We start from the raw sequence: 15,904 nt of genomic DNA on the forward strand, positions 1-15,904 counted from the left end.
GAGGAATGTATATGCCATATAACAGTAAAAGCGAGCTTCCCGATAATGTTCGTAATGTTTTGCCTGACCACGCGCAGGAGATTTACAAAGAAGCATTTAACAGTGCATACGAAGAGTACAAAGACTCTGATAAAAGACGGGGTGATTCGGGCCATGAAGAGACTGCCCATAGGGTAGCCTGGGAAGCTGTTAAGAAAAAGTACAAAAAAGGCTCCGATGAAAAGTGGCACGAGAAATAAGTCCTTAGTATAGTAGATATATGAGTACCGCTTGGCCAGACCTTGAAGGCCCCGCTGATGATGTTGCGAGGCGTCTGCTTGGGTGCGTGTTGGAGCGCACCTTTGATGATGGTGTCGTGAAAGTGATGATTGTCGAAACAGAGGCGTATCATCAGTCGGACGCTGCCAGCCATAGCTATAAGGGCAAAACTCCTCGAACCGATGTTATGTTCGGCCCCGCCGGATTTCTTTATGTGTATTTTACGTATGGAATGCATTATTGTTGCAACATTGTAACGGGTGAAGAGGGCGAGGGCGCAGCAGTGCTTATTCGTGCCGTCGAACCTTTACAGGGAGAAGATATTCTTCGTCGTGAAGGGAGGACGCGTTTTGATGTAACCAACGGCCCTGCTAAACTTTGCCAGGCGCTCGCGATTGATAAACGGTTGAATGGCCATAATCTTCTAAAGTCACCACTCAAATTACACCTCATGAAGCCCCTCGCAGAGTCAGATATTATTACCACTCCACGTATTGGGATCAAAAAAGCAATAGATATGCCGTGGCGGTTCTATATTAGAGGTAATAATTACGTTTCAAAATAGCATTGACACTCAATTTTAACGGGTGTATTATTTTTTTCAGCACTATTCGTGTGATCGCAACAAAGCGATCCCGACCCCCTGAGGAGAAGTACCGCTATGTCGCTGCACTCCACCCCCGAGAGCCGGACGATTCAGACCGTCAGCACCCCTGTCGGCAGCCCTTCGGATGCCACCATGAGTGGTTCCAGCGTGAGCACAACCGAGGACCTGCTGCTGTCGGTTCGGTGTGCCCGTGAAGCGCGTGTCAGTGTGACGGCAGCACACCGACCCCACGTCGGCTGAATCATCACGTGACGTGCGGCTTAGCCGCTGTTTTCCTGTACTTCCGGGAAAGCAGCGGCTAGGCTGTAAAAAAGAGCATTGCAATGCACAGGACGTCGATATATAATGAGCGTAGTACATTCCGGCCGGCAGGTCGGAATTTTTGATAGAAAGGAAAGAAGTCTATGGAAGATATAAATATTAAGCAACTGACACTTGCTGTCCGCACCATCGCCGAAGAGAAAAACCTCCCTGAAGATGTTGTGCTATCAGTTATTGAGCAGGCTATCGCCGCCGCATGGCGCCGCGATAACGGTGAACGAGACCAAGACGTACGTGCTGAGCTGAATGTAAATGACGGTACGGCTAATGTATATGTTGCCCGTGAAGTTGTTGAAATCGTCGGCAGTCCAAGTGTTGAAATCAGTCTTGAGGATGCCAAAAAAGAGAAAAGCGATGCGCAAATCGGCGACATCATCGAGGAAAAACATGAAGTGGTTTCTTTTGGCCGCGTGGCCGCGCAAACTGCGAAACAGGTAGTATTGCAACGACTTCGTGAAGCGGAACGAGAGGTTGTACTGACAGAATACGAAGATAAAGTTGGCACGGTTGTTACAGGTACCGTACAGCGAGTCGAGCCACGACTTATTAGAGTTGAACTTGGTAAGGCTATTGGCATTATTCCTCAAAGCGAGCAAATTCCTGGTGAGTTTTATAGCATTGGCTCGCGTCTTAAGGTATTTATTAAGAATATTGAGCGCGATAACCGCGGCCCACAACTTATCCTTAGTCGTGCTAACGAAGCCTTTGTTGAATACCTTTTCCGCCAAGAAGTGCCTGAGATGGAGACGGGAGCTGTCGAGATTGTCGCCATCGCTCGTGAAGCCGGTCGTCGCACAAAACTAGCAGTAAAGAGCACCGTACCTGGTGTTGATCCTGTCGGTACGTTCGTTGGGGGGCATGGTACTCGTGTCCAGGCGGTTATGAACGAGATCGGCGACCAAGAAAAAATTGATATTGTTACTTTTGATGAAAACGCTGAGCAGTTTATTCGTAATGCACTGAGCCCGGCCGAAGTTTCGCGAGTTGAAATTGATGAGGAAGCTAAGCGTGCCAAGGTATTCGTGTCCGAAGATCAGCAATCCGTTGCAATTGGGCGTGGTGGGCAGAACGTCCGGCTTGCCGCACGACTTACCGGTTACGAGATCGATATCGAAACCGCTGCTCCCGTGAAGTCAGCCGAGCCTAAGCCTCGCAAGAATATCGAAGACAGTCTTTTGAGTGCTGTTGAAGAGTCTGCTGGAGAGTAAGAACAATTAACGACAGAAAACGGGACTTTCGCACGAAAGTCCTTTTTTTCTCTTTCAAATTCGTGTTAGCACTCTATTGACTCGAGTGCTAAATAGTCGGTATACTAGATATAGCAGCAGACGTAAGTCGCTCTTAGACGCTTGCGCTGTATGTATGGAGGATTGATAATAGAATTATGTCAGACGATTTCGCTGATTTTGTTGCTCATCTCACCGATAATGCCCGTACCAGCCTACAGCACGCTGATGCTATAGCGCGTGGTCAGGCGAGTGCATATATAGGCACGGAGCATTTATTGTTGGGTGTTTTGGCGCAAGGCTCCTCGGTGGGGGCCAAGGTGCTTGCTGATGTAGGTGTAACGCTCGACCGTGCCGAGCTCGCCCTTAATCTTACACCACGTAATCTTGTGGTAAGTACTGGTGCTAAAGGGCTGTCGGAAACAGCCAAATTGGCCTTAAGAATGAGCTGGGAAATTGCCCAGGAATTTCATCAGGATTATCTTGGCACAGAGCATATTCTCTACAGTATTCTTACACAAAAAAATGCGCGTGCGACAGTGTTGCTTCGGGATATGAATATCGACATCAGTGAAGTGACTGGTGAGCTAGAGGGCTACTTCGATCGTCAAAATGAGGCTTTTCAAGCCGCAGGTACGGACGAAACGAAGACAAATAAACGGGCTGGAAGGCCAGGCGCGCTTGAAACTTTTGGTACCGATCTTACCGCCAGGGCAAAGCAGGGTGATCTTGATCCAGTCATTGGCCGCGAGCAGCAGGTAGAGCGCATGATAACAATTTTGAGCCGTCGCACCAAGAATAACCCAGTGCTTATTGGTGAGCCGGGGGTTGGTAAAACAGCTATCGTCGAAGGTCTAGCGCAACGAATTGCTCGTGAGGACGTGCCTGACCATCTTCTTGAAAAACGGATTATCCAACTTGACCTTGCGGCTATGATTGCCGGCACGAAATACCGTGGCGAGTTTGAAGAGCGACTAAAGAAAGTAGTTGATGAACTGCGTCGTCATAAAAATACAATCGTCTTTATTGATGAGCTTCATCTTTTAGTGGGCGCGGGTGCAGCCGAGGGCGCACTTGACGCTGCCAATATGCTAAAGCCTGCGCTCGCTCGTGGAGAAATGCATCTCATTGGCGCGACTACACTCGATGAATATCGTAAACACATCGAAAAGGACAGCGCGTTGGAGCGCCGTTTCCAGGCGATCATTGTGCCCGAGCCAAGTCTCAAAGACACGATTGCCATTGTAAAAGGCCTCCGTAGTTACTATGAAAAGTACCATGCTGTGACAATGAGTGATGAAGTGCTTGAGGACGCCGTGTATATGGCAGACAGGTATGTGAGTGAACGATTTATGCCCGACAAGGCCATCGATGTTATCGATGAAGCCGCCGCGTTAGTTCGCGTTAAAGCTGGCCGTAAGCCAAGCAAATTGCGCGACTTTACGAAGCAGCTCAAAAATCTTAACGATAAGATGGAAGAAGCGGTTGCTGGTGAGGATTACGAACGCGCAGCACTCTATAAAACGCGAATCAGCCAACTTACGTCTAAGCTCGATGAAATGAAAGCGGACTACGAAAAGAAAACGCCCATTACGCTTACGGATGAAGACGTCGCGCATGCCGTCGCAACAATGACGGGAATTCCGGTGAAGCGTGTACAGAAATCTGAAGCATCACTGCTGCGTAATCTTGAAAAGCACCTTGGAAAGTTCGTTGTCGGTCAAAAAGAAGCGGTCGAAAAGGTTTCGCGGGCCATCCGTCGCAGTAGAAGCGGTGTCGCCAGCAACAAGCGGCCTATTGGTTCATTCGTATTCATGGGTCCAACGGGTGTCGGTAAGACAGAGCTGGCGAAAGTATTGGCCAGAGAAGTTTTTGGTAGTGACGACGCTCTGATTAAGATTGATATGAGTGAGTTTGGCGAACGCCACAACACCAGTCGTTTGCTTGGCGCGCCAGCGGGGTATGTCGGATATGAAGATGGTGGTCAGCTGACCGATAAAATTCGCCGCCAGCCATATAGCGTCGTGGTGTTCGATGAAATTGAAAAAGCGCACCCCGAAGTTTTTCAACTTCTCTTGCAATTACTTGAAGATGGCAAAATTACTGATGCTAAGGGGCGAAGTGTCGATTTTAGCAACACGATAGTGATTCTTACAAGTAACCTCGGTGCTGATCGCATGATGAAAGAATCAAGCCTTGGATTTAGAGCTGTCAATAAAGCGGATAAAAAACAACTAGATACTGTGCATGAAGAAAACGCGGCAGCAGCCGAAGCGGCGCTCTCAAAAATGATGCGCCCCGAGCTCATCAATCGGTTTGACGCCATTGTAACATTCCGTGCTCTTACGCGGACAGAAGTGGGTAGGATATTTGATAACCTTATGACGGAATTAGGTGACCGCTTGATTCATAAGGGAATTCATCTTGTCATTGCATCTTCTGCGAAAAAATTTATGATAAAAGAAGGATACAGCGAAAAGTTTGGCGCACGTCCACTCCGCCGTGTCGTTCAAGATAAGTTAGAACATAAGATTGCCGACGGTATTTTATCTGGAGAATACGAGAAGGGGACAGTCCTTAATGTTGCGGCGCGAAAAGGCGAAATAACTGTAGATGTTCAACACGAAGAAGCGTAGTAGAGGAAGCATTGCGAGTGTTTTTGTCTTGCTTGTTTCTCTTGGGATCGCTCTTTTTCTCGTATTGAATCGACAGCATATAATCGATCAGATCAGTGTTTGGCAATATAGGCCATCAAATGACATCGTCGCAATTGCTACCCGATCCGGTCTAAACGAAAACGGTACATTCGTTTTCTACGCGGCTCATCCATCCATAGAGGACGCCTCTTCCTTTAATCAAAAATGTGGCCGCAAGGAGAGTAGCACGGCTATCTTAGGGTGTTATAACGGGCAAGATATTTATATCTATAACGTTACCGATGCGCGGCTCGATGGCATTCGCGAAGTAACCGCAGCCCACGAAATGCTTCATGCTGCCTATGCTCGGCTGAGTGATGGAGATAAGAATACAATTAATAAATTACTCACCTCCGAGTATGAAAAGTTAAAAGATAACAAGGATTTTGCCGAAAGAATGGCATTCTACGACAGAACGGAGCCCGGCGAGCGTGATAATGAACTCCACTCAATTATTGGCACCGAAGTGGGCTCAATCGGTAATGAGCTCGAAGCCTACTATAAGAGATATTTTAGTGATAGAAATAAAGTCGTGGTGTTACACGAAAAGTACGCGGCGGTCTTTGGCGATCTCCAAAAGCGCGGCGAGTCGATAAGTAGTCAGCTGACGGCACTTGGTACTGCGATTGAGCAACAATCATCGCAATATAATGCCGATGTGGCCCAGCTCAATAGGGATATTGTAAACTTTAATAATAAAGCGAATAACGGTGGATTTTCTTCTGACGGAGAGTTCCAGGCGGCGCGGAATGGTCTAGTGGCGAGAGCAAATCGGCTTGAGGCGACCCGCCAATCAATAAATGATTCGATTCAGCACTACAATGAACTACGTGACGAACTTGCGGCTGTTGCAAGTGAATCAGACGCTCTTAATAAGAGTATAGATAGTAGTTTAGCGCCGGCTCCTAGTTTATAATGAGAGGTGAATGGCGAAACTAAAAACACAATTTATCTGCCAGAACTGCGGAGCTTCGTACCCTAAGTGGACCGGAAAGTGCGAAAACTGCGGGGAATGGAACACACTTGTTGAGCAAGAAGTGGCGGGCAGCGGTAAGTCGGCCGTGGCAAGGAGCGCTCATAGTGGCAAGGTCCTGACACCCCAGACGATGAATACTATTCGACTAGAGCAAACAGTCGAGCGTATGAAGACAGGATTCGATGACCTTGATGTCGTTTTGGGTGGCGGAATTCTTCCTGGTGGAGTGCTACTTGTGGCGGGCCAGCCGGGTATTGGTAAAAGTACACTATTGCTTCAGGTTGCAAGCGAACTTGGTAAAAAAGAGCCGGTGCTTTATGCAAGCGGAGAAGAATCGGCTGGCCAGGTTAAGTTGAGGGCGGAGCGGCTAGGAGCAAATGATAGGGAGCAGCTTCATTTTGTTGCGAGTACAAGTGCGGATGATATCGCGGCGACAATTCGGTCAGGCAAATATAAGGTTGTCATTATAGACTCAATTCAAACACTGAGCCTCGACGAGATTACTTCTGCGCCGGGAACAGTGAGTCAAATTACAAATAGTAGCAATGTTATTATTCGTGCCGCAAAAGAATCGAATGCCGCGGTGATATTGGTCGGACATGTCACTAAAGAAGGAAGTATCGCCGGACCAAAAGTACTCGAGCATTTAGTGGATGTCGTTTTAAATTTTGAAGGTGACCGTTACGGCGGATTTAAGGTGGTTCGGGCGATAAAAAACCGTTACGGCGCAACTAGCGAAGCGGCTATTTTTGAGATGTACGATCAGGGGTTGCGAGTGGTTGAGAATCCTTCGGCGGCACTCCTTGCGGAGCGGCAGAACGCAGATGGATCAGTAGTGCTCGCAACTCTAGAGGGCACCCGTCCGCTACTTGTGGAGATACAGGCTCTTGTCAATCCGACAAGTTTCGGGTATCCTAAACGTACCGCCTCTGGGTTTGATCTCAACCGACTCAATTTGCTTATTGCCGTTTTAGAGCGGCGTACCAAACTGAATTTATCAGATAAAGATATTTATATTAACGTTGTCGGTGGGTTAAAGTTGAGTGATCCGGCTGCGGATCTGGCGGTGTGTATGGCAATTGCCAGCGCAGCGGCGGGGCGCCAGCTAAGCGATGGCGTCGTTGTCTTTGGCGAAGTTGGTCTTGGCGGAGAGATCCGTAGTTCGCATAGTGTGGAGCGTCGGGTGGCCGAAGCTAAAAAACTTGGGTTTACCGAAGCAATCGCACCGCCGCAGGCACAAAAGAATTCATTTATAAAAGGTGTCCGTGATCTTCGAACGGCGCTCATAGAATACCTACAAAAGTAGGAGAAAGAAAAAGATATGGAAATATCACAGCTTGTTATCGTGGCGGTACTACTTGTGCTGCTTGCCGAAGTAACCTACGTCGCGATGCATCTTCCTAAACAAATAACAACTAAAAAACAGAAGCGGCTTATACTCATCGATACGTCGGTTCTGATTGATGGTCGGATTGTTGCAGTCGCTAAATCTGGTTTTGTGACTGATACGCTTGCAATTCCGCGGAGTGTCGTAGGAGAACTTCAGTACCTTGCGGATAACGCAGACCACGAAAAACGTGCCAGGGCTCGCCATGGTCTTGATATTATTGCTGAATTACAGCAGATTTCACATATTACTGTGCAGGTGCTTCAAGATAGTACTACGGTAAAAGAGGGTGTTGACGAGCGTCTCTTAAATCTTGCCAAAAAGTACAATGCGTCTATCTGTACAATCGATTACAACCTCAATAAAGTTGCGATTGTAGAAGGTATCCGCGTACTGAATGTTAACGAGCTTGCGCAAAGCCTTCGTATGGCGTATCTTCCGGGTGAGCGAACACTGCTCGAGCTTACGCAAAAAGGTCAGGACTCTCACCAGGCGGTCGGGCATCTATCCGACGGAACGATGGTAGTGGTAGAGAATGCATCTCAAAAAATAGGTTCTTCAATCGAAGTTGAGTTTATCCGTAGTTTGCAAACAGCTGCGGGTAAAATGATGTTTGCAAAGCCGGTAGAACAGGTAAAATTACAGAGGCCAGCCGATAACTCTCCTAAGAAACTTGCAAAAAGTACGGGGACCAAGCCCGCACCTCAGCCAGAACGTCGAACACAATCCGTAGAGCCTCGAAAGCGGGACGACACGCGCGGAAGTAATCAGCAAGGACCTCGCAAGCCGAATAACCGGGGGACAGCAAAACGTCCGAATAATCGCTCTCCACGATCTTCTGATCGAGAGTCGGCTTTTATTGATCTTGTAGAAAAACAGTAGGTCGCGACCTACTGTTTTTCTTAATCTCTATCACGTCCTCTTCAGTTCGGCGTGAAATCTTTTGATCCCGTGCCAGCATAGAGAGCACTGTCGGTCACGATTGCAGTCACTGTCTGAGTAGAGTTGCTTGTAAAAGTATAATCCGCATCGTATGTACCGCTTGAAGTGACGGGGAGTGTAGCGACGATAGTGCTGCCCACGCGTATTTCAACTTGTTGCAGTTGGTTGGTGCCGCCCACGACACTCACGCTAATCCGGTAAGTGCTACCGCTGGTTTTATTGAGGCTTATGGTTCCTACGCTTGGCTTGGCGTCATCACACTTGTGGAGGTCATCATCAGCGTTCGAATCATACCCATCAGGAGCGATATAGACATCCTTCTTGCTGATAGGATCAGTGAACTTCTGAACATCAACCTCTATCTTTGCGCCATCAGGTGTACAGCTCGTAGCCTTCTTTTTGGATACTTTGTCAAAAGTAAGCTTGCTGTTGGTCTTGCCCTGGTTCTTGTTGTACCAAGAAGGGAAGAGTTCGCCATTGATTTTCTGAATACCGGCCGGCTGAGTAAACCAGCTACCGCCATTTGCGGGACTCCACTTATTTTCTTTCGCATATACTTCTTTGTGAGCATACTCCATCACCGGCCCGACAATTTTAGCAGGTAGTGACGAGTTTCCATTTAACAGAACGCGAGTATCCGGATTACCGAGCCATACACCCATGGTAAGCGCAGGTGAGTAGCTAAGTGTCCAAATATCTTTAGCTTGACCGCCTTTGTCGGACGTACCTGTCTTTACGGCTGTACGAACACCTGGTATCCAAAGCCCGTAGAAGTGCGGGCCATACAGACCTGCGCGGGCATTATCGTCGCTGAGAATGTCGGAAACGATGTATGCTGCTTGCGGATCCAGCACTTGTTTGCTTTCGTCCTTATATTTCTTAATAATCTCACCCTGGCTATTTTTAATTTCAAGTACGGTACTTGTTGGCTTGTACACTCCTTGGCGGCCAAGTGAGGCGAATGCATTTACGTGATCGATCTGACGCGTACCACAACCACCAATAGCTGATGAAAGACCGGCCTGTGCATCAGCTCCCTGTGTACAGTAATTGGTATCGCCGAGAGCACGGATGGTTTGCAGAGTAGGTTGAATGCCCGATATGTACATCGCTTTTACTGCCGGAACGTTGCGTGAAAGTCCCAGCGCTTTACGGATGCTGATGTTACCCATAAACTTCTTGTCGGCGTTATTGAGCTCCGAGCCATAAATCGACTTCATAGTATTATCGTCGGCAAGAATCGAGCCACTTCCATAATTTTGCTTATCACTGCCTTGATTACTGAATAGCTGGGAATACACAAGGGGCTTGATAGTTGATCCAGGTTGGATATATGCCGTAGCTGCGTTATCTTGACCGAATCCGGGGTAGTTAAAGTCGCGGCTACCCATCATGGCCACGATTTGACCGGTTTGTGTATCTTCAACGGTTGCAGCACCATTGCTAAAGCCTGCTATTATAGGAGTTTTTGAGGCAAACATGGCTGTCATGGATTCTTCGAGCTTGTTTTGGATACGGATATCGAGCGTCGTTGTCACAGTGAGACCGCCGCGGCCTACCGTTGCCGCACCGAGCTCTTGCTTAAGCTGATCACGGACCATTTGTACAAAGTGAGGTGCTTTAATGTCCTTGTATTGGTCAGAGGCCGGCTTGATGTTATCAAGGATTGGATATTGTTTGGCTTCGCTCGCTTGTGCGGCGGTGATATTGCCCAACTCAACCATGCTATCAAGCACTTTGTGCTGACGGGCAATCAACGCTTCGTGTCCGTCAATATTGTAGGGGTCGTATAGGCCAGGTTGGTTAGGAATTGCCGCCAGAAGGGCTGCTTCGGGAAGAGTAAGATCTTTTGATGATTTGCCAAAATATGTCTGCGCACCCGACTCGACACCGTTACGACGGCCACCGTATGGTGCTTCGTTAAGATATAAATCAAGAATTTGATCTTTATTGTACATGCGCTCAACTTCGATCGAGAGGATCATCTCCTTGATCTTACGTGGAATGCCGTCGAGGCCACGCTTGATCTGCTCGTCTGGAGGAAAGAATACTTGCTTAACAAGCTGTTGGGTAAGCGTTGAACCACCTTGAGTACTTCCGCCATTGGCGTTATTAAGCAACGACCTAAAGATGCCGTTGATGCTTACGCCACCGTGATTGTAGAAATCACGGTCCTCAATGGCAACGGTTGCCTGCTTGACGTACTTATTAATGCTATTGCCGTCGACAACAAGCTTATAGTCGCCGTCACCTTTATCTTCCCAGAGAAGATTATTGTTTCGATCGTAGTATTTAGTGACTGTCGTCTGGACTCGCTTGGCCAACTCGCCAGGGCGAATGGCATCGAGGTCTTTTCGATAGTATGCAAACAGGGCTCCTATGCCAAGGATGAGTAGCAAGATACCGACACCGACGATTTTAAGGGCCATCATAGCACCCTTTTTACTGAACCAATACTTAGCAACCCGCTTCGGGTGTAAGCGGTACAATAAGCGTTTTACAGGATGTTTTGGAAGGCTAGCTAAATACTCAGCTTTTTTGCGAGCATCAGCCTCTTTTTTTGTCCGGCGGCGTCGTGTAAGGTTGGCATACACATTCATGCCACGTGATTTACTGGTTTTATTTGCCACGTTTTACCATTCCCATAAGCAATATTACAATCCATTATACCATCAAATTGCCTATGCCAAGCGCGATTTTCTGGTATACTGACTAGAGTAATAACAGATAGGAGTCGCATGAAACTTTCCGAAGAGCTGGCGTGGCGAGGTTTTGTAAACCAGACGACGTTAAAAGATATTACCGAACTAGACGGAGCTCCTATCTCTTTCTATTGGGGTGTCGATCCTAGTGCCGACAGTATGACAATTGGTAATCTTGCGGCCGCAATGATGGTCCGTCATTTTATTGCACATGGTCACAAAGCCGTCCTTCTTGTGGGCGGAGCTACCGGAATGATTGGTGATCCAGACGGGAAAACCGAAGAGCGTGAACTCAAAACACTCGACGAAATCGCAAAGAACAAAGCGGGTATCACAGATGAATACAAGCGTGTCTTTAATGGCATGGATTTTGAAGTAGTCGATAATTACGATTGGTTTAAAGATATAGGCTATCTGTCATTCCTCCGTGATGTGGGTAAAAATGTTCCCCTCAGTCAGATGCTTGGCCGTGATTTTGTGCAATCGCGACTTGGGGAAGACGGGGCTGGTATAAGTTACGCTGAGTTTAGTTACGCACTTATTCAGGGGTATGATTTTGTTCATCTCTCTCGCACTCGGGGTGTTACGCTTCAGGTTTGTGGAGCTGATCAATGGGGTAACTCAATTACGGGTGTTGATCTAATCCGACGCATTACGGGCGGTGAAGCGCATGTATATTCCGTACCTCTCGTTATCAATAAAGCGACGGGCAAGAAGTTTGGTAAGTCCGAAGGAGGGGCTATATGGCTCAACCCGAAAAAGACAAGCGTATTCAAGTTTTATCAGTTTTGGCTGAATGTTGATGATGAAGGCGCATTGGATTACGCTAAAATTTATACGTTACTTTCGAAAGAAGCTATTAATGAGCTAGCTGAAAGGCAGCGACAAGATCCTAGTGCTCGTGAGGCGCAGAAAGCTTTGGCGCGCGAAGTAACGACAATTGTACACGGAAAAGATCGTTTTGAGTCCGTTGAACGAGTCACGAAAGTATTATTTGGTGGGGCAGACTTTGCCAGTCTCACTGAGGATGACCTTGACGCTCTCGCAGGTGAGATTCCCGTCGTTACCACGGAAAAAACTATTGTTGAAGGTTTGATAGAGGCGGGCGTGTGCGCGAGTAACGGCGAAGCGCGCCGGCTTGTGGCGGGAGGAGCGATTTCACTTGACGGTCAAAGGATGGTCGAAGATATTCGCATTACGGCGCCGGCTCTCTTAAAAAAAGGCAAAAATACCTTTATCCTCGTTCGTTAGCCCATACCAGCAAATTGACATCTCTACAAGATGATCGTAATTTGTATAGGTGAATCATATTCACGCTCGTTCTACAAATTAGGAGTGACGACATGCAAATAAAGCGGAAGCTGTTGCCTGTGGTGGCTGTGCTTGTGCTGGTATCTGGATGCGAGTCGGTATTTGGGACAACGACTTCAAAGTCGGCTCCGCCGCCAGCTCCTGTTTCGACTCCTGCGCCTATTCGCGTAGCCCCATCGCCTGGCTACACAATTGAGTATTGTGGCGTAAGCCAGGCAAAGAAAGGCGAACCCTCGAATGTTCTTTTGACCATCGATGACTTTCCGAGTAGCCGGGGAAAGGCTGCCGGGGAGCGAATGCTCCACGTTGCTGATTGGGCACGCGCCCAGGGCATCATGATGGAGGCGTTCCCTATCAAGAGCAAGGTGGATGCGTACAATGCCACGTATCACATGGATCTGGTAGCAGAGCTTCGTCAGCGCGGTACATACGTTTCTAACCACAGTGATACCCACCCTGAACTCACCAAGTTGTCGGGCTCCAAGATGGGAAGTGAAATCGAACGAGGTGTCGAGAGCACGTACATGCGACCTCCCTACGGTGCTTTTGACATAAACGTCAGGAAGATAGCGGAAGCAAAGGGCTACCGACTGTGTACCTGGACGCTGGACACGAATGATTGGCGGTTGCTCGGTGGCGTTCACCCATCGGCAGCAGAGCTTGTTCGGCGCGTGCATGACCAACTTGTAAAGGCTGTACCGGGGACGCCTATCGTCATTCTGGGGCATTACTTCACAAATTATCCGGAGGCATTGCAAGGCATTCTGGATGAGGTGAAGCGTATGGGAATGCGTCCGTGCGGAGCACCGCAGGCTCTTACAAATAGCAGTGTACCCTTTCCAATTTGTTAGACGAGTTGTGGTCACAGCGTAGTAATTATTGCTTGCGCTGTGACCACAACGACAAATCATACTCAAAGTTAAGATTTCATATTCAGAGTGCCGGGCTGCGATGCCTTATCGCAACCCGGCACAGGTTTCTGCTACAGACCGTTCACCTTGCCGGGGTCCAGCTTGCTACCGCCCGCTGGGAACAGTGTAATGGTGCTGAAAGGGTACTGGAAGTGGATGCGATCATCACCGATGTCCTGAGGCAGCGACATGATGTCGTCCATCAGCTCATAGGTGAACGCCGTCGCACCTTCACGGTTCTCCTTGTGCCAGTTTCCTGTCGGGAGGCCGACCGCGTTTGTTTCAACGTGCGCCGTCCACTCGGTCGTGACAACGAGCTTGTTGTCTTCGATGGCGATGCTGACGATCGGGCCGCGATATGCTCCTTCCGGAGTCTCGATGTGTTCGATGTCACCACCGATGAAGTCATCCTTACGGCGACCCAACAACTCTGTCCATGCGTCTTTGACGCTCACGGTATGCTCCTTAAAGAGAGAAACAGAACAGTTAATAGCCTACCATTCGAAGATGCTTTAAGTCAAAAGTCCTCCCTGTATGTGGCGAATCGAAAATGGTATAATAAAAGCTCCTAGATATAAGCGAAAGGGGCGATTATGTCATATGCTGAAATCGTGCGTGAGCACGTATCCGAAAGTGCTGCTAAAAATATAGAAGAATGGCTGACAGAAGCTAAATTTGCAGAATATAAGAACGAACTTATTTCGATGATAGAGGCGCAGGAGTGGCAAACACTCGAAGATGCCTTTTTTAAAGTCATTGAATTCGGTACGGCCGGTCGGCGAGGAACAACCGGGATCGGCTCGAACCGAATCAACAAAGTCACTATTGGTGAGTCTGCTCAAGCGCTCTGCGAATATGCCAAATCATTTGATGGAGATGCCCCTCAAAAAGGAATCGTTATCGCCTGCGATACTCGGCTTAGCTCGCCCGAGCTCAGCAAGTATGCGGCTCAAGTATGTGCGGCTAATGGCTTTAAAACCTACTTGTTTGAATCGTTTCGTGCAACGCCTGAATTAAGCTTTGCTGTGCGCCATTTGTCGGCCGCGGCAGGTATCGTGATCAGCGCAAGCCACAATCCTCCTGCGGACAATGGTTTTAAGGTTTGCTGGTCGGATGGTGGCCAGCTGGTTGCACCGCACGATAAGGGTGTGTTGCAAATGGCCGAAGCGCTGACGGAAATCAACGCAATGGATTACGATCAAGCGGTAGCTGAGGAAAAAATTATTCTTATTGGTCAGCAGGTCGACGAGGCGTACATTGCAGCAGTTGCCGCAGAAGCAGAGGGTGAGGACCGGGCGGTTTCGATAATCTATTCGCCGCTTCATGGCGCGGGTCAAACGAATGTCTTGCCAAGCCTGAAGGCAGCTGAGTTTGCTGATATATCTGTTGTCGAAGCCCAAATGGTGCCAGATGGTAACTTTCCGACGATAAAAAACGGCAAGCCGAACCCTGAAGAAAAAACGGCTAACGATATGGCGGTGAGCCAGATGCTGGCCCAAAAGGCTGATATTGCCATAACAAACGACCCAGATGCTGACCGTATCGGTGTGATGGTTCGCCAGGGGGAGCAGGCAAAATACCTTACGGGAAATCAGGCGGCGGTATTAGCAGCTGATTATGTTTTGCAAAAAAAGCAGCAAAAAAATGAACTTACCTCCAAGCACTATTTGGCAAAAACAATCGTGACAACAGACATGCTCACGGCACTCGCAGAGCGCTATGGTGTGACACTGTATGGCAATATGCTCATTGGATTCAAGTATATTGGCGAGTTGATTCTTAAGAAAGAAAACACGGATGAAATATTTGTCCTGGGCGGCGAAGAGAGCTATGGCCTTTTAAAGGGAGACTATGCTCGTGATAAAGATGGTGCGACCGGTGCGCTGCCTCTCGCTGAGTATGCCGCCGAGTTAAAAAAACAAGAAAAAACCCTGTACGATCGATTGCTTGAACTGTTTGTCGAGCATGGTTTGTATGTAGAATATCTTGCGAATGCCTATTTTGAGGGCGCAAGCGGCTTTGAAAAAATGCAGCAAGTAATGAATACGCTTCGCACTTCAACGCCGACCCAAGTTGGTGGTCATGAGGTGACGGCAGTACTGGACTATAAAACGCTTGAACGTCGCGATACCAAAACAGGCAAGACGACGCCGATCGATTGTGTAAATGGTAATGTTGTCGTACTTGAATTAGATGGTGATGAGCGTCGCCGGGTTACTATTCGGCCAAGCGGTACGGAGCCGAAGTTAAAGTTCTATATCCAATGGTTTGACGAAGCTGATACTTCGCAGCAGATAGAAATTCAGTATAACGACATAAACACATCGCTTGAGCGACTTGCCAGCGAACTCGAAGCCATGGTGTTACAGTAAAGAGAATGAATCTCCTATCACCGCTAGAGAAAGTAAAGGGCGTCGGTGCTAAAACGGGCGAACAGTTTGCTGCGGCCGGTCTCTTTACTGTAGGTGATCTTATAGATTTTCTCCCACGTACACACGAGGATTTTTCGGAAATCGTGGCGATTGCCGACATTCATCCTGGCAAAGCAACAATAAAAGCTCGATGTG

The 15,904-nt window shown here is 48.2% G+C and carries 13 protein-coding genes; 11 read left to right on the forward strand and 2 right to left on the reverse strand.

What is annotated here, in order from left to right:
• The first annotated feature begins 11 nt into the window (after window positions 1–11).
• The 7 genes from chaB to VFH06_05700 all read left to right on the forward strand — a co-directional run bounded on the left by chaB (window position 12) and on the right by VFH06_05700 (window position 8,353).
• Entirely contained in the window at window positions 12–239 is a 228-nt protein-coding gene (gene chaB, locus VFH06_05670) for a putative cation transport regulator ChaB (GenBank protein HET6747567.1), read from the forward strand.
• Window positions 240–259: 20 nt separating this feature from the next.
• Window positions 260–823 (forward strand): DNA-3-methyladenine glycosylase, encoded by a 564-nt coding sequence (locus VFH06_05675; GenBank protein ID HET6747568.1) that lies wholly within the window; start codon window positions 260–262, stop codon window positions 821–823.
• A 446-nt stretch (window positions 824–1,269) separates the two neighbouring features.
• On the forward strand, window positions 1,270–2,394 hold the full coding sequence (gene nusA / locus VFH06_05680; protein ID HET6747569.1) for a transcription termination factor NusA: 1,125 nt from the start codon (window positions 1,270–1,272) through the stop codon (window positions 2,392–2,394).
• Between the two features lie 176 nt (window positions 2,395–2,570).
• Window positions 2,571–5,048 (forward strand): ATP-dependent Clp protease ATP-binding subunit, encoded by a 2,478-nt coding sequence (locus VFH06_05685; GenBank protein HET6747570.1) that lies wholly within the window; start codon window positions 2,571–2,573, stop codon window positions 5,046–5,048.
• A complete protein-coding gene (locus tag VFH06_05690) occupies window positions 5,026–6,024 on the forward strand; it encodes a hypothetical protein (GenBank protein HET6747571.1) in 999 nt (332 codons plus the stop codon). Before VFH06_05685 ends, VFH06_05690 begins: the two co-directional genes overlap by 23 nt.
• Window positions 6,025–6,034: 10 nt before the next feature.
• Entirely contained in the window at window positions 6,035–7,390 is a 1,356-nt protein-coding gene (radA, locus tag VFH06_05695) for a DNA repair protein RadA (protein ID HET6747572.1), read from the forward strand.
• Between the two features lie 15 nt (window positions 7,391–7,405).
• Window positions 7,406–8,353 (forward strand): hypothetical protein, encoded by a 948-nt coding sequence (locus VFH06_05700; protein HET6747573.1) that lies wholly within the window; start codon window positions 7,406–7,408, stop codon window positions 8,351–8,353.
• Between the two features lie 41 nt (window positions 8,354–8,394).
• Here VFH06_05700 and VFH06_05705 read toward each other — a convergent pair whose 3' ends face one another.
• Window positions 8,395–11,043 (reverse strand): transglycosylase domain-containing protein, encoded by a 2,649-nt coding sequence (locus VFH06_05705; protein ID HET6747574.1) that lies wholly within the window; start codon window positions 11,041–11,043, stop codon window positions 8,395–8,397.
• Window positions 11,044–11,151: 108 nt separating this feature from the next.
• Here VFH06_05705 and tyrS point away from each other — a divergent pair, with 108 nt between their 5' ends.
• Complete coding sequence (gene tyrS, locus VFH06_05710; protein HET6747575.1) at window positions 11,152–12,366, forward strand: tyrosine--tRNA ligase; 1,215 nt, start codon at window positions 11,152–11,154, stop codon at window positions 12,364–12,366.
• Between the two features lie 92 nt (window positions 12,367–12,458).
• Window positions 12,459–13,277: a polysaccharide deacetylase family protein gene (locus tag VFH06_05715; GenBank protein ID HET6747576.1), complete on the forward strand. Its 819-nt coding sequence runs from the start codon at window positions 12,459–12,461 to the stop codon at window positions 13,275–13,277.
• Between the two features lie 131 nt (window positions 13,278–13,408).
• Here VFH06_05715 and VFH06_05720 read toward each other — a convergent pair whose 3' ends face one another.
• Entirely contained in the window at window positions 13,409–13,792 is a 384-nt protein-coding gene (locus VFH06_05720; protein HET6747577.1) for a hypothetical protein, read from the reverse strand.
• A gap of 138 nt (window positions 13,793–13,930) precedes the next feature.
• Here VFH06_05720 and VFH06_05725 point away from each other — a divergent pair, with 138 nt between their 5' ends.
• Window positions 13,931–15,709, forward strand: a complete 1,779-nt coding sequence (locus VFH06_05725; protein HET6747578.1) for a phospho-sugar mutase — start codon at window positions 13,931–13,933, stop codon at window positions 15,707–15,709.
• Between the two features lie 5 nt (window positions 15,710–15,714).
• On the forward strand, window positions 15,715–15,904 hold a 190-nt coding region (locus VFH06_05730), incomplete at its 3' end, for a hypothetical protein (protein HET6747579.1).

The organism is Candidatus Saccharimonadales bacterium (assembly GCA_035697325.1).
GTDB lineage: Bacteria > Patescibacteriota > Saccharimonadia > Saccharimonadales > Saccharimonadaceae > JALRBM01.

Excerpts from the sequence above, each read along its gene's own strand:
- VFH06_05685 (HET6747570.1), top strand. The coding sequence starts at position 2,571 with ATGTCAGACGATTTCGCTGATTTTGTTGCTCATCTCACCGATAATGCC.
- chaB (HET6747567.1), top strand. The coding sequence starts at position 12 with ATGCCATATAACAGTAAAAGCGAGCTTCCCGATAATGTTCGTAATGTT.
- VFH06_05715 (HET6747576.1), top strand. The coding sequence starts at position 12,459 with ATGCAAATAAAGCGGAAGCTGTTGCCTGTGGTGGCTGTGCTTGTGCTG.
- VFH06_05700 (HET6747573.1), top strand. The coding sequence starts at position 7,406 with ATGGAAATATCACAGCTTGTTATCGTGGCGGTACTACTTGTGCTGCTT.
- tyrS (HET6747575.1), top strand. The coding sequence starts at position 11,152 with ATGAAACTTTCCGAAGAGCTGGCGTGGCGAGGTTTTGTAAACCAGACG.
- radA (HET6747572.1), top strand. The coding sequence starts at position 6,035 with ATGGCGAAACTAAAAACACAATTTATCTGCCAGAACTGCGGAGCTTCG.
- VFH06_05675 (HET6747568.1), top strand. The coding sequence starts at position 260 with ATGAGTACCGCTTGGCCAGACCTTGAAGGCCCCGCTGATGATGTTGCG.
- nusA (HET6747569.1), top strand. The coding sequence starts at position 1,270 with ATGGAAGATATAAATATTAAGCAACTGACACTTGCTGTCCGCACCATC.
- VFH06_05690 (HET6747571.1), top strand. The coding sequence starts at position 5,026 with ATGTTCAACACGAAGAAGCGTAGTAGAGGAAGCATTGCGAGTGTTTTT.
- VFH06_05725 (HET6747578.1), top strand. The coding sequence starts at position 13,931 with ATGTCATATGCTGAAATCGTGCGTGAGCACGTATCCGAAAGTGCTGCT.